Below are 11,987 nucleotides of genomic sequence, written 5' to 3'. Positions count from 1 at the left end.
GGTCTCTCACCTCCGCCGCTCGCGTTCGGGTCCGGGACTGGCCCGGGTGGGGGTCCTGCGCCGGACGGGGCCTACGGCTCCGTCCGGGTGTCCGGCGAACGCCTGGTCGGCGGACGGCCGGGCCGGGTCAACGGACGGCCGTGTCCACGAGGGCCGGCTCCTGGGGGAGAGCAGCCGTCCCGAGCGGGCCGAGGAAGTGCTCGGCGGCGTCCGCGGCCTCGCGTGCGCACCGCTTTCCCATCAGCACGCACAGGGTGTAGCCGGAGTCCTCGAACGCCGTGCGCACGGCCCGGTCGGCGGGGGACGCGAGCATCATCCGCTCCCACGTCCGGTACCGCCGCAACTGCCGGGTGACTTCGGCCTTCGAGGGCAGCAGCATGACGCCGCCGTCCGCCTGGCGAGGCTCGCGAGGTTCCATGGCTACTCATGGTGCACGGACCATGACGCCGCGTCTTGTTGGTTCTTCAACCACCTCGTTCGCCCCAGTGGCGTGCTCGTGTTGCACGAATGGAGCAAGAGCCCCACTGTGGAGGTGACTCAGAAGCGAACAGTGCTCACGCTCCGTAGGAAACCCTCCGCCCACCCGGGCGTTCCCGGAGTCAGAGTCTCGCGGTGAGGAGCCACAGAGATGAAGACCGCAGTGCCCTGCTACTACCACCTCGACGTGGAAGTCAGCCCCGAACGGGTCGGACAGGTCAGGCGCATCCTGGCCGCTCACCTCCGGTTCTGGGACCTCGACGCGTTGGTGGAGCCCGTCTGCAACGGCGCCGAGATGCTGCTGAAGGCCATCGACGAGCACGCCACCGACAAGCACACGTCGATCGAGATGTGGTGGAACGGCCAGCACCTCATCACGGCCGTCGGGGACCACGACAGCGACCTGCGCCCGGACCAGGACCTGCGGTCCTGCCTGGAACACATCGCCGAGATGAGCGACGGCTGGGGGTGCTGCGCCACCGTCGGCGGCGGGAACGTCATCTGGTTCTCGCAGCGGGCCCGCGCCGGGGAGCGCGTCCCGCTGGTGCCGGTCGCGCCCTCGCCCAGCCTGCGCGAAGGGCTCCAGGTGCCCCGGGCGGTCCCGGTGGCCGTGCTGGCCGCTCCCGTGGCGGCGGGGGAGGCGCGGTGACGCGCAGGCGCGCACGCAGCGCAGGGGTGCCCGTGTGGAGCGGGCACCCCTACCCGTTGGGGGCCGAGTTCGACGGCGACGGCACCAACTTCGCGCTGTTCAGCGAGGTCGCCGAGCACGTCGAGCTGGTCCTCGTGGACGACTCGGGCCCCGCCCGGACCGTCCCGCTGACCGAGGTCGACGGGTTCGTCTGGCACGGCTACGTGCCCGGCGTCGGCCCCGGCCAGCGCTACGGCTACCGGGTGCACGGCCCCTGGGCCCCGTCGGCGGGCCACCGCTGCAACCCGGCGAAGCTGCTGCTCGACCCGTACGCCCGGGCGGTGGACGGACAGGTCGACAACCATCCGTCGCTGTTCGAGCGGGCCGGCGACCGCCCCGACCCGGCCGACAGCGCCGGGCACACCCTGCTCGGCGTGGTCACCGACCCGGCGTTCGACTGGGGCGACGACCGGCCGCCGCGCCACCCGTACGCCGACACGGTCGTCTACGAGGCGCACGTGCGCGGGCTGACCCGCACCCACCCGGACGTCCCGCCGGAGCTGCGCGGCACGTACGCCGGCCTTGCGCACCCGGCGGTGATCGAGCACCTGACCTCGCTGGGCGTCACGGCGGTCGAGCTGATGCCGGTGCACCAGTACGTCCAGGACGGCGTGCTGCTCGACCGCGGCCTGTCCAACTACTGGGGCTACAACACGATCGGTTTCTTCGCCCCGCACAACGCCTACGCCGCCCACGGCACCCGCGGCCGGCAGGTCGACGAGTTCAAGGCGATGGTCAAGGCGCTGCACGAGGCGGGCCTCGAAGTGATCCTCGACGTGGTCTACAACCACACCGCCGAGGGCAACGAGATGGGGCCCACCCTGTCGTTCCGGGGCATCGACAACGCCTCGTACTACCGCCTGGTGGACGGCGACTGGTCGCACTACTACGACACCACCGGCACCGGCAACAGCCTGCTGATGCGCCACCCGTACGTGCTCCAGCTCATCATGGACTCGCTGCGGTACTGGGTGACCGAGATGCACGTCGACGGCTTCCGCTTCGACCTCGCGGCCACCCTGGCCCGGCAGTTCCACGAGGTGGACCGGCTGTCGGCGTTCTTCGACCTCATCCAGCAGGACCCGGTGATCAGCCGCGTCAAGCTGATCGCCGAGCCCTGGGACGTGGGGGAGGGCGGCTACCAGGTCGGCAACTTCCCGCCCCTGTGGTCGGAGTGGAACGGCCCCTACCGGGACGCCGTACGGGACTTCTGGCGCGCGGAGCCGGGCGCGCTCGGCGAGTTCGCCTCGCGTCTGACCGGCTCCCCCGACCTCTACCAGCACAGCCGGCGCCGGCCGCGCGCCAGCGTCAACTTCGTCACCGCGCACGACGGGTTCACGCTGCGCGACCTCGTCTCGTACAACGACAAGCGCAACGAGGCCAACGGCGAGGACAACCAGGACGGCGAGAACCACAACCGGTCCTGGAACTGCGGCGTGGAGGGCGAGACCGACGACCCGGCGGTGCTCGCCCTGCGCGGCCGCCAGCAGCGCAACCTGCTGGCCACGCTGCTGCTGTCGCAGGGCATCCCGATGCTCTGCCACGGCGACGAGCTCGGCCGCACGCAACGCGGCAACAACAACGCCTACTGCCAGGACAACGAGGTCTCCTGGATCGACTGGGCGCTGACCGACGAGCAGCGCGGCCTGGCCGACTTCACCCGTCGGCTGCTCGCGCTGCGCTCCGCCCACCCGGTGCTGCGCCGACGCCGCTTCTTCCTCGGCGAGACGGTCCTGGACGCCGACCAGCGCCTGCCCGACCTGGTGTGGCTGCTGCCCGACGGGCGCGAGATGAGCGAGGCCGACTGGCAGGAGCCGGACGCGCACTGCCTGGCCGCCTTCCTCAACGGCGACGCCATCGCCGAGCTGGACCAGCGCGGCCGGCCCGTCGTCGACGACTCCTTCCTGCTGCTGGTCAACGGCTTCTGGGAGCCGGTGACGTTCCGGCTGCCGGGCGCCGCGTACGGGGAGCGCTGGACGGTGTGCGTCGATACGGCGGAGCCGGACGGCGGCCCGGACGAGGTCGAGTACAAGGCCGACGCCCGGGTGCGGCTGACGGATCGCAGCCTGGTGGTGCTGTCCCGGCCCGCCCGGAAGGCGCGGTCCCCGAAGGACGGGTGACGCCCGGACGGGCGCCTGCACGAGGACGGCCGGTCGGAAGCACTTCCCGACCGGCCGTCGCCGTGCGCCGTGCGTCGTGCGGCCGCGTGGGCAGGGCTCAGCGCCGCGAGCCCCACGTCACCGTGAACTGGGCCCCGTCGGGGTCCCGCAGCACCGCCTCGTCCGCCGTCAGGTCCAGCACGCTGCCGCCGTGCTGTTCCGCGGTCCGCGCGCAGGCGGCGACGTCGGACACGGCGAAGTGCACCTGCCAGTGCGGCCGGACCCTCGGATCGGGGGCCGCCTCCAGGGCGCCGGACACGATCCGGGCCACCACGTCGCCGTTGCTGCGCAGCACCACCTCGTCGCCCTCGTAGTGCACCTCGCAGGAGCCGGGCACGTCGGACGCCCAGTCGAGGATCTGGCCGTAGAAGATCGCGGAGGCGAAGGCGTCCCGGGTGCGCAGCCGGACGAAGGCCGGCGCCGCGCGCCGCCAGGACTCCCAGTTGCCGATGAGCCGGCCCTCCCACACCCCGAAGCTCGCGCCGTCCGGGTCGGCCAGCAGGGCCGCCCGGCCCGGCGGCAGGGAGATCGGCCCCACCGCCGTCGTACCGCCGCGCTCGCGCACCCGCGCCGCCGCGTCGTCCGCGCTCGGCACCGCGAAGTACGGCGTCCAGGCGACCGCCACCTGCCACATCGTGGCGACCGCGGCGATGCCCGCCACGGGCACGTCGTCCGCGAGCGCGATGCGGAACCGCTCGCCGAGCTGCGCCTGGCGCCACCGCCAGCCGAGCACGGCGCCGTAGAAGTCCTGTGTGGCCTCCAGGTCCCGGCTGGTCAGGCTCACCCAGCAGGGGGCGCCGAAGACGGAGTGCGTGGAGACGACCCCGGCGCTGCCGGGGGCTGTGATCGGGTGGTCGTTCATCGCCCTCGCGTCCTGATCTGTCGCCGGCAACGGGGAACTCCTCCCAGTGTCGGACGGAATGCCCTCGGGGCGCCCGCCGAGAGGGCCGGTGGCACGATGGCGGGATGCAACCGGTTCCGCGCGGGTCATCCGCCGCCACGCGCCTGCGGGAGCTGCAGGCCGAGGTCGACCAGCTCAGGGAGGCGGTCTCCTCGCACGCCGTCGTGGACCAGGCCATCGGCATGGTGATCGCCCTCGGACGGGTCTCCCCGGACGTGGGCTGGGCGGTGCTCAAGGAGGTCTCCCAGCACACCAACGTCAAGCTGCGCAGCGTCGCCGAGCTGGTCCTCGTGTGGGGCCGCACCGGGCAGCTGCCCGAGGAGATCCGCACCGCGCTGGAGGACGCCGTCGACCGGCACGGGCCCGTGCAGCTCCCGGGCGCACCGGCGGCCGGCTGAACCCCGGGCGCCCTCACCGCCGCTCGGCGAGCACGTCCTCCCGCAGCTGGGCGAAGCAGCCGCTGAGCAGCCGCGAGACGTGCATCTGCGAGATCCCCAGCTGCTCGGCGATCCGGCTCTGGGTCATCCCGCCGAAGAACCGCAGGTAGAGGATGGTCCGCTCGCGCTCCGGCAGGGAGCGCAGGCACGGTGCGACGGCCACCCGGTCCACGACCGTGTCGTAGCCCGGGTCGCGCTCGCCCAGCGCGTCCTCCAGGGCGTACCCGTCGGTGCCGGGCAGCTCGGCCTCCAGCGACAGCGTGGAGAAGCACTCCAGCGCCTCCATGCCGGTGCGCACCTCGTCCTCGCTCAGCTGGGCGTACGCGGCGACCTCCGCGACGGTGGGAGCGCGGCCCGGGGTGGTCGCGGAGAGGTCCTTGAGGGCGTGCCGGACGCGGTTGCGCAAATCCTGGACGCGACGGGGCACGTGCAGCGTCCACATATGGTCGCGGAAGTGGCGCTTGATCTCGCCGGTGATCGTCGGCACGGCGTACGCCTCGAAGGCCCGCCCGCGTCCCGGGTCGTAGTGGTCGACCGCCTTGACCAGGCCCAGCGCGGCCACCTGGTAGAGGTCCTCGGTGCTCTCGCCGCGGCCGCGGAAGCGCACGGCGATGCGCTCGGCCATCGGCAGCCACGCCTTCACGAGGTCGTCCCGCAGCGCCTTGCGCTCGGGGCCGTCGGGCAGGCGGGAGAGGCGGAGGAAGTCGGCACCCGTGTCGGGGGCGTCGTCGTGCGGGTGCTGACGGGTCCTGACGGTGGTACGCATGCGCGACCCTCCCTCAGCGGAGTGCCGGGTGGACGGACCATCGCGGGTCCCTGCGGGGCCCCGCGCATGTGCCTCCGGTCCGAAGCACTGTCGGCATCATTCCCCCAACAGGGTGATATGAAACCAAATGCCGGTATTGCTCCACCGGGGTGGCGGGGCCCGTGCCGGCCGCCGCCGGGCCCTCGCCGCGCTCGGCGCCCCCACTGCGCCGCCGCCCCCGCTGATCCCGCCCGGCGACGTGATGTGCGGCACGCCCGCGCGACGCCCCCGGCGGACCGCGGGCGAGTTCTTCCAGCGCACGGCTTGATCGACGATCAAAGGGGCTGATTCCCCAGGCCACAGCGCATTCTGCTCATTTGACAGTCCGCTCGGCCCACGGATAGGAAGCAGCCGACGGACGTCGAGAGGTGGATTGTGTACGAGCCGAACGTGGTCGGGGACTGGCAGGAGTACGACGAGCATGCCGGTCTGCGTCTGCGCGTCCACGGACTCGAGCGGGCCGAACCCCCGCGCGGACGCGACGACGCCGCCGACGGACTGACCTACTTCCGGCTGCGGATCACCGTCGAGAACCGTGGCGAACGGCGCTTCACCGTCCACCTCGAGGACGGTCAGATCGACGTGCGGGTCGGCACCGAGGGGGAGAGCGCGTTCGTCGACTGGCGCAACAGCCAGTTCATCGAGGGCTTCGACGTCTACCCCCTGCGCCGGGTCACCGCGGTGCTGTTCGCCGCCGGGCCGGAGAGCGCGCTCGGCCAGGTGGACGTGCAGGTCCAGGTCCGCGTCGACGACGACTGGGCCGACCGCCGGCTGTGGACCGGCGGGCTCGGCCTGTGCGACGAGGGTGCCTGGGCCCCGGCCGGCGCCACCACGCACGACGTCCTGGCGCACCAGGTGAGCAGCTTCCTGCGCCGGCAGGCCGAGGAAGGCACCGCCTGAGCAAGGCGGTCGGCCGGTGCCCCGGTGTCAGTGCGGGATGCCGTCGATGATCTCCCGGGCGCCCTGCCGCAGCAGCGCCACCGCCACCGACGTGCCCAGCGTGGCCGGGTCCAGCGCGCCGGCCCATTCGTGGGCGTTCAGCCGGGTCTTGCCGTCGGGTGTGAACACACAGGCGCGCAGCGAGAGTTCACCGGTGCGGTCGACGCGCGCGTAGCCCGCGATCGGGCTGTTGCAGTGGCCCTGCAGGACGTGCAGGAACATCCGCTCCGCGGCCGCCTCCCGGTGGGTCGCCGGATCGCCGAGCGCGCTGACCGCGTCGATCAGCCGGGCGTCGCCCTCACGGCACTGCAGGGCCAGGATGCCCGCGCCGATCGGCGGCATCATCGCCTCGGGCGACAGCACCTCGCTGATCACGTCGGTGCGGCCGATGCGCTCCAGGCCCGACACGGCCAGCAGCAGCGCGTCCGCCTCCCCGGCCGCCAGCTTCTCCAGCCGCCGGTTGGCGTTGCCGCGGAACGGCACGCAGTCCAGGTGCGGGTGCGTGGCCGCGAGCTGGGCCACCCGGCGCACCGACGAGGTGCCGACGCGGGTGCCGTCCGGGAGTTCGTCGAGGGTCAGTCCGCCCGGGTGGACCAGGGCGTCGCGGATGTCGTCGCGCTTGAGGAACGCGGCGAACACCGTGCCCGCGGGCAGCGGCCGGTCCGCCGGCACGTCCTTGACGCAGTGCACCGCGAGGTCCGCCTCACCGGCCAGCAGCGCGGCGTCGACCTCCTTGGTGAAGGCGCCCTTGCCCTCCACCTGGGACAGGTCGCCCAACCACTTGTCGCCGGTCGTGCGCACGGGCACGACCTCGGTGCGCACGGACGGGTACAGGGCGGCCAACTCCGCCCGCACCCGCTCGACTTGGGCCAGTGCCATGGGTGAGTCGCGGGAGACGATCCGGATCACTTCGGGAACGGACATGCGGGACACGATAGACCCTCGCGGGACTTGCGGGTGACACGTCCCGCGAGGGGCGCGCGGGTCAGGCGTTGGGATCGAAGGGGATCCCCGACGGCTTCGCCGACGACAGGTGCGAGGCGAAGCTTGCATCCTTCAGGCCGAAGTTGGCGCTGCCGAAGTCGTACGCGCTCAACTTGTCGCGCAGGCCCGCCGGGTAGCCGTTCCAGCCCACCAGCGGCGGGTACTGCCAGGTGTGCTTGTGGTTCTCCGGCGGCTCGTCGTTGGAGTTCGCCAGGCGGAAGCAGTGGGTGCTGATGCCGTCCTTGTGGTAGACGACCTTCGCGTGCGTGCCCTCGAAGCGGACCGTGGAGACGTCGTGCACGGTGAACGAACCGTGGTTGGACGTGGAGACGTACTTGACCTGGCCGCTCTGCACCCACACCACGACGTGCTCCCAGTCGTGCCGGTGCCCGCCGATGCTGGTGCCCGCGAGCGCCTGGTCCTTCTCGAAGTACAGGCCGTACAGGTAGCCGCACCAGCCGTTGTTGCACTTGTAGCGCGAGTAGCTGTTGGTGTTGTCCAGGTCGGAGGCGTCCCGGCAGTTGCCGTTGAGCGCGCCGGTCGGGTTGAGGCCCCCGTTGACGGTGCCGTCGGAACCGATGGCCGGCGTGGCGTAGCAGCCGTCGGTGTCGTAGTCGAACGCCGGCTGGTACGTCAGTTCGGCCGCCTCGGCGTTGGACGGCAGGGCCGGCGGCGGTGCGGCCCAGGCGACGGCCGGGACGGCCAGGACGAGCGCGGCCGCACCGGCGAGTCCGGTGAGCCACCTCCTGCGGTGTGCCTTGAACGACGGTGACGCCACTGCGTCCTCCTCGGGTCCGGGCGCAGCCCAACGGCTGTGGGGGGAAGGGAAGTTCGGCAGTTCAGCTTCCCGGCGTTTCCCAGCGGTGCCAAGGGGTCACAGGCGTATCGGCGGTGAAGCCCAGCCCAATATTTCCCCGCGCCGCCCACGGACCCGGCGCTGCGGATTCCCTGGCACTCCGTCAGGCGAACTCCTCCGGCAGGTCCGCGGCCGACTCCTCCGGGGTGAGGTCGGGGCGCAGCCGCAGCCACGAGGGCTGGCGCAGCATGCCCGCCCGGGTGCGGGTGCTGTGCCGGACCTCGCCGACCAGCCGGGGCACCACCCAGTGCGCGCCCGCCGCCGGCGGGACCGGGTCGAAGGGGCAGGTGTCCGTCGCCAGGTCCCGCAGCAGCCCGGCCGTGTGGGCGCGCTCGGCCTCGCTCCAGCCGGTGCCGACGCTGCCGACGTACCGCAGGCCCGTCCCGGTGCGCTGTCCGACCAGCAGGGCGCCGAAGGTTCCGGTCAGCCGGCCCCGGCCGGGCGACCAGCCGCCGACCAGGACGTCCACGCCCCGCATGTTGCGGATCTTGACCCAGTTGCGGGAGCGCACGCCCGGCTCGTACGGGGAGTCAAGCCGCTTGCACACCAGCCCCTCCAGGCCGTGGGCACGCGTGGCCTCCAGCGCCTCCCGGCCGTGTCCCACGAGCGCGGCGGGGGTCGACCACAGGGGACCGTCCAGGCCCAGCGCGAGGAGCTCCGCCCGGCGCTGGGCGTACGGCAGCCGCAGCAACGGGCGGCCGCCCAGGTGCAGGGCGTCGAACAGCACCAGGTGCACCGGCGCCCGCGCCGCGAGCCGGGCCGCGCGGGCGGGCGCGTGGGCGAGCCCCATCCTCGACTGGAGCAGCTGGAAGTCGGCCCGCCCCTGCGCGTCCAGGGCCAGCACCTCACCGTCCAGCACGGCGGCCGTCCCGCCGAGCGCCGCCCCCAGCGGCCGCAGCTCCGGGTAGGCCCCGGTGATGTCGTCCCCCGAACGGGACCGCAGGACCAGCCCGCCGTCCCCGGTCAGGTACACCACGGCCCGCTGACCGTCCTGCTTGGTCTCGTAGGCCCACCGCTCGTCCTGACCGGGGGGCGGCAGCGTGCCGGGGGTGGCGAGCATGGGGGCGATCAGCGGCAGTTCCACGGCTCACATGTCGACACCCCCACGCCCCGCCACGCCCGCACCGGGGCGGTTTCCCCTGAACGGGCGTCAGCCGCGCCGGGACGGCGGGCGGTTGCCCGCGTCACCGCCCCGCGTCACCGCCCCGCGTCATCGCCCCGCGTCATCGCCCCGTGTCACCGCCCCACGTAAGCCGCCAGGTGTTCGCCCGTCAGGGTCGTGCGGGAGGTCACCAGGGCCGTCGGGGTGCCCTCGAAGACGACGCGGCCGCCGTCGTGGCCGGCGCCGGGGCCCAGGTCGACGATCCAGTCGGCGTGGGCCATCACCGCCTGGTGGTGCTCCACGACGATGACGGACTTGCCCGCGTCGACGAGCCGGTCGAGCAGGCCCAGCAGTTGCTCGACGTCGGCGAGGTGCAGGCCCGCGGTCGGCTCGTCGAGGACGTAGACACCGCCCTTGTCGGCCATGTGCGTGGCCAGCTTCAGGCGCTGCCGCTCGCCGCCCGACAGCGTGGTCAGGGGCTGGCCGAGGGTGAGGTAGCCGAGGCCGACGTCGACGAGCCGGCCGAGGACCGCGTGCGCGGCCGGGGTGCGCGCCTCGCCGCTGCCGAAGAACTCCTCCGCCTCGGTCACCGACATCGCGAGCACCTCGCTGATGTCCCGGCCGCCCAGGTGGTATTCCAGCACCGACGCGTCGAACCGCTTGCCCTCGCACTCCTCGCAGGTGGTGGAGACGCCCGCCATCATCGCCAGGTCGGTGTAGATGACGCCGGCGCCGTTGCAGGTGGGGCAGGCGCCCTCGGAGTTGGCGCTGAACAGGGCCGGCTTCACGCCGTTGGCCTTGGCGAACGCCTTGCGGATCGGTTCGAGCAGCCCGGTGTACGTGGCCGGGTTGCTGCGCCGTGAGCCGCGGATCGGGGTCTGGTCCACGAAGACCACGCCCTGTGAGGCGGGGATCGAGCCGCGCACCAGCGAGCTCTTGCCCGAGCCCGCGACACCGGTGATCACGCAGAGCACGCCCAGCGGCAGGTCGACGTCCACGTCCCGCAGGTTGTGGGCGTTCGCGCCGCGGATCTCCAGCGTCCCGGTGGGTTCGCGCACGGAGTCCTTCAGCGCGGCCCGGTCGTCGAAGTGCCGGCCGGTGACCGTGCCGCTGCTCCGCAGGCCCTCGACGGTGCCCTCGAAGCAGACGGTGCCGCCCGCCGTGCCCGCGCCCGGACCCAGGTCGACCACGTGGTCGGCGATCGCGACGACCTCCGGCTTGTGCTCGACCACCAGCACGGTGTTGCCCTTGTCGCGCAGCCGCAGCAGCAGGTCGTTCATCCGCTGGATGTCGTGCGGGTGCAGCCCGGTGGTCGGCTCGTCGAAGACGTAGGTGACGTCGGTGAGCGAGGAGCCCAGGTGCCGGATCATCTTGGTGCGCTGGGCCTCGCCGCCGGACAGCGTGCCCGCGGGACGGTCCAGCGAGAGGTAGCCGAGGCCGATCTCCACGAACGAGTCCAGGGTCTGCCCCAGCGCGGTCAGCAGCGGCGCCACCGACGGCTCGTCCAGCGCGCGGACCCAGGCGGCCAGGTCGCTGATCTGCATCGCGCAGGCGTCGGCGATGCTGACGCCCCCGATCGTCGAGGAGCGGGCCGCCGCGGTGAGCCGGGTGCCCCCGCAGTCCGGACAGGTGGTGAAGGTGACCGCGCGGTCCACGAACTCGCGGATGTGCGGCTGCATCGCCTCCTTGTCCTTGGCGAGCATCGACTTCTGGATGCGCGGCACCAGCCCCTCGTACGTCATGTTGATGCCCGCGATCTTCATGCGGGTCGGCTCGCGGTACAGGAAGTCCTGCAGCTCCCGCTTGGTGTACGCGCGGATCGGCTTGTCCGGGTCGAAAAGGCCCGACTCGGTGTACAGCCGGTAGTTCCAGCCGCCCGACCTGTAGCCGGGAACGGTCAGCGCACCCTCGTTCAGCGACTTGGAGTCGTCGTAGAGCTGGGTGAGGTCGAGGTCGGTGACGGCGCCCCGGCCCTCGCAGCGCGGACACATCCCGCCGGTGATGCTGAAGCTGCGCCGCTCCTTCACCTTCTGCCCGCCGCGCTCGACGGTGACGGCACCGGCCCCGCTGATCGACGCGACGTTGAAGGAGAACGCCTTGGGCCCGCCGATGTGGGGCCGCCCGAGCCGGCTGAACAGGATCCGCAGCATCGCGTTGGCGTCGGTGGCGGTGCCCACCGTCGAGCGGGGGTCGGCGCCCATCCGCTGCTGGTCCACGGTGATCACGGTGGTGAGCCCGTCGAGCACGTCGACCTCGGGGCGGGCCAGCGTCGGCATGAAGCCCTGCACGAAGGCGCTGTACGTCTCGTTGATCAGCCGCTGCGACTCGGCGGCGATGGTGTCGAAGACCAGCGAGCTCTTGCCGGAACCGGAGACCCCGGTGAACACGGTCAGCCGGCGTTTGGGGATCTCGACGCTCACGTCCTTGAGGTTGTTCTCGCGGGCGCCGTGCACCCGGATCAGGTCGTGGCTGTCGGCCACGTGCGCCGCGGACGCCCCGGTCGTGGCCCCCGCGGTCCGCGAGTCCTTCGCCGCCGCTGTGCTCCTCGTGGTCGTGCTCATCGTGTCTCCCTCCGTGGGCGGGGCCGCCCCCGCGCTCCGTCCGGCGTCGCCGCGTCCGATCCGACCAGCTTGTCGAGC

Annotated in this window: 12 protein-coding genes; 5 read left to right on the top strand and 7 right to left on the bottom strand. The window is 72.6% G+C overall.

Annotation, left to right across the window (positions count from 1 at the left end):
- Positions 1 to 127: 127 nt before the first annotated feature.
- On the bottom strand, positions 128 to 379 hold the full coding sequence (locus E4U91_RS03040; protein WP_137310643.1) for a DUF5133 domain-containing protein: 252 nt from the start codon (positions 377 to 379) through the stop codon (positions 128 to 130).
- A gap of 249 nt (positions 380 to 628) precedes the next feature.
- Between E4U91_RS03040 and E4U91_RS03035 the strand changes: the two genes are divergently transcribed.
- Positions 629 to 1,126 carry a pep a2 gene (locus tag E4U91_RS03035; RefSeq protein ID WP_137305082.1) on the top strand — a complete coding sequence of 166 codons (498 nt, stop codon included), beginning with the start codon at positions 629 to 631 and terminating at the stop codon, positions 1,124 to 1,126.
- On the top strand, positions 1,123 to 3,285 hold the full coding sequence (gene glgX / locus E4U91_RS03030; protein WP_174867743.1) for a glycogen debranching protein GlgX: 2,163 nt from the start codon (positions 1,123 to 1,125) through the stop codon (positions 3,283 to 3,285). Before E4U91_RS03035 ends, glgX begins: the two co-directional genes overlap by 4 nt.
- Positions 3,286 to 3,382: 97 nt before the next feature.
- Here glgX and E4U91_RS03025 read toward each other — a convergent pair whose 3' ends face one another.
- Positions 3,383 to 4,186, bottom strand: coding sequence for a VOC family protein (locus E4U91_RS03025; RefSeq protein WP_137305081.1), 804 nt, complete (start codon positions 4,184 to 4,186; stop codon positions 3,383 to 3,385).
- A 104-nt stretch (positions 4,187 to 4,290) separates the two neighbouring features.
- Here E4U91_RS03025 and E4U91_RS03020 point away from each other — a divergent pair, with 104 nt between their 5' ends.
- Positions 4,291 to 4,623, top strand: a complete 333-nt coding sequence (locus E4U91_RS03020) for an ANTAR domain-containing protein (protein ID WP_137305080.1) — start codon at positions 4,291 to 4,293, stop codon at positions 4,621 to 4,623.
- Positions 4,624 to 4,636: 13 nt separating this feature from the next.
- Here the strand turns inward: E4U91_RS03020 and E4U91_RS03015 are convergent, their stop codons facing one another.
- Positions 4,637 to 5,428 (bottom strand): SigB/SigF/SigG family RNA polymerase sigma factor, encoded by a 792-nt coding sequence (locus E4U91_RS03015; RefSeq protein ID WP_137305079.1) that lies wholly within the window; start codon positions 5,426 to 5,428, stop codon positions 4,637 to 4,639.
- A 127-nt stretch (positions 5,429 to 5,555) separates the two neighbouring features.
- Between E4U91_RS03015 and E4U91_RS03010 the strand changes: the two genes are divergently transcribed.
- Positions 5,556 to 5,735: a hypothetical protein gene (locus E4U91_RS03010; RefSeq protein WP_137305078.1), complete on the top strand. Its 180-nt coding sequence runs from the start codon at positions 5,556 to 5,558 to the stop codon at positions 5,733 to 5,735.
- A gap of 107 nt (positions 5,736 to 5,842) precedes the next feature.
- A complete protein-coding gene (locus E4U91_RS03005) occupies positions 5,843 to 6,367 on the top strand; it encodes a hypothetical protein (RefSeq protein WP_137305077.1) in 525 nt (174 codons plus the stop codon).
- Positions 6,368 to 6,394: 27 nt separating this feature from the next.
- On the opposite strand, the gene hemC is transcribed toward E4U91_RS03005, so the two are convergent.
- The 4 genes from hemC to E4U91_RS02985 form a co-directional block, all read right to left on the bottom strand.
- Positions 6,395 to 7,330, bottom strand: coding sequence for a hydroxymethylbilane synthase (hemC, locus tag E4U91_RS03000; RefSeq protein WP_137305076.1), 936 nt, complete (start codon positions 7,328 to 7,330; stop codon positions 6,395 to 6,397).
- Positions 7,331 to 7,391: 61 nt separating this feature from the next.
- Positions 7,392 to 8,168, bottom strand: coding sequence for an NPP1 family protein (locus tag E4U91_RS02995; protein WP_137305075.1), 777 nt, complete (start codon positions 8,166 to 8,168; stop codon positions 7,392 to 7,394).
- A gap of 181 nt (positions 8,169 to 8,349) precedes the next feature.
- Positions 8,350 to 9,330: an ATP-dependent DNA ligase gene (locus tag E4U91_RS02990; protein WP_137305074.1), complete on the bottom strand. Its 981-nt coding sequence runs from the start codon at positions 9,328 to 9,330 to the stop codon at positions 8,350 to 8,352.
- A gap of 152 nt (positions 9,331 to 9,482) precedes the next feature.
- A complete protein-coding gene (locus tag E4U91_RS02985) occupies positions 9,483 to 11,909 on the bottom strand; it encodes an ATP-binding cassette domain-containing protein (protein WP_137305073.1) in 2,427 nt (808 codons plus the stop codon).
- Positions 11,910 to 11,987 lie beyond the last annotated feature (78 nt).

This window comes from Streptomyces lasalocidi (assembly GCF_005280215.1).
GTDB classification, from domain to species: Bacteria; Actinomycetota; Actinomycetes; order Streptomycetales; family Streptomycetaceae; genus Streptomyces; species Streptomyces longwoodensis.
Note: the sequence above shows the minus strand (reverse complement) of the source record. Positions and strands in the feature narration are given on the sequence as shown.

Bases quoted from the DNA above. Each gene is read 5' to 3' on its own strand.
- E4U91_RS03040 (WP_137310643.1), bottom strand. From the start codon at position 379: ATGCTGCTGCCCTCGAAGGCCGAAGTCACCCGGCAGTTGCGGCGGTAC.
- E4U91_RS03035 (WP_137305082.1), top strand. From the start codon at position 629: ATGAAGACCGCAGTGCCCTGCTACTACCACCTCGACGTGGAAGTCAGC.
- E4U91_RS03025 (WP_137305081.1), bottom strand. From the start codon at position 4,186: ATGAACGACCACCCGATCACAGCCCCCGGCAGCGCCGGGGTCGTCTCC.
- E4U91_RS03020 (WP_137305080.1), top strand. From the start codon at position 4,291: ATGCAACCGGTTCCGCGCGGGTCATCCGCCGCCACGCGCCTGCGGGAG.
- E4U91_RS03015 (WP_137305079.1), bottom strand. From the start codon at position 5,428: ATGCGTACCACCGTCAGGACCCGTCAGCACCCGCACGACGACGCCCCC.
- E4U91_RS03010 (WP_137305078.1), top strand. From the start codon at position 5,556: ATGCCGGTATTGCTCCACCGGGGTGGCGGGGCCCGTGCCGGCCGCCGC.
- hemC (WP_137305076.1), bottom strand. From the start codon at position 7,330: ATGTCCGTTCCCGAAGTGATCCGGATCGTCTCCCGCGACTCACCCATG.
- E4U91_RS02985 (WP_137305073.1), bottom strand. From the start codon at position 11,909: ATGAGCACGACCACGAGGAGCACAGCGGCGGCGAAGGACTCGCGGACC.